The organism is Paraburkholderia sp. SIMBA_030 (assembly GCF_046535245.1).
GTDB lineage: Bacteria > Pseudomonadota > Gammaproteobacteria > Burkholderiales > Burkholderiaceae > Paraburkholderia.
Map to the genome: position 1 here is coordinate 1 of NZ_JAWRXB010000580.1, position 270 is coordinate 270.

Here is a 270-nt window from a genome sequence, read left to right on the forward strand (position 1 = left end):
TGCAGAAGATCTTCCACAGCACTTGGGTCTGGGTCGCCCACGAGAGTGAAGTCCCGGACGCGGGCAGCTACAAGACCACCTTCATCGGCAAGCAGCCGGTGATCGTGGTACGTGACCGCAAAAAGGCCATCAACGTGCTGCTCAACCGCTGCCGCCACCGCGGCGCCACGGTCTGCGAGCACAAGAAGGGCAAGACCAACAGCTTCGTCTGCCCCTACCACGGCTGGGGCTACGCCCTCGACGGCTCGCTGCGCGGCATTCCCCACCCGG

Annotated in this window: 1 protein-coding gene; it reads left to right on the forward strand. The window is 64.8% G+C overall.

All coding sequences use genetic code 11. The annotated features are described in order from the left end of the window. Window positions 1-270 (forward strand): aromatic ring-hydroxylating oxygenase subunit alpha (locus SB772_RS41280; RefSeq protein WP_410838686.1); only part of this gene is annotated, 270 nt, incomplete at both ends.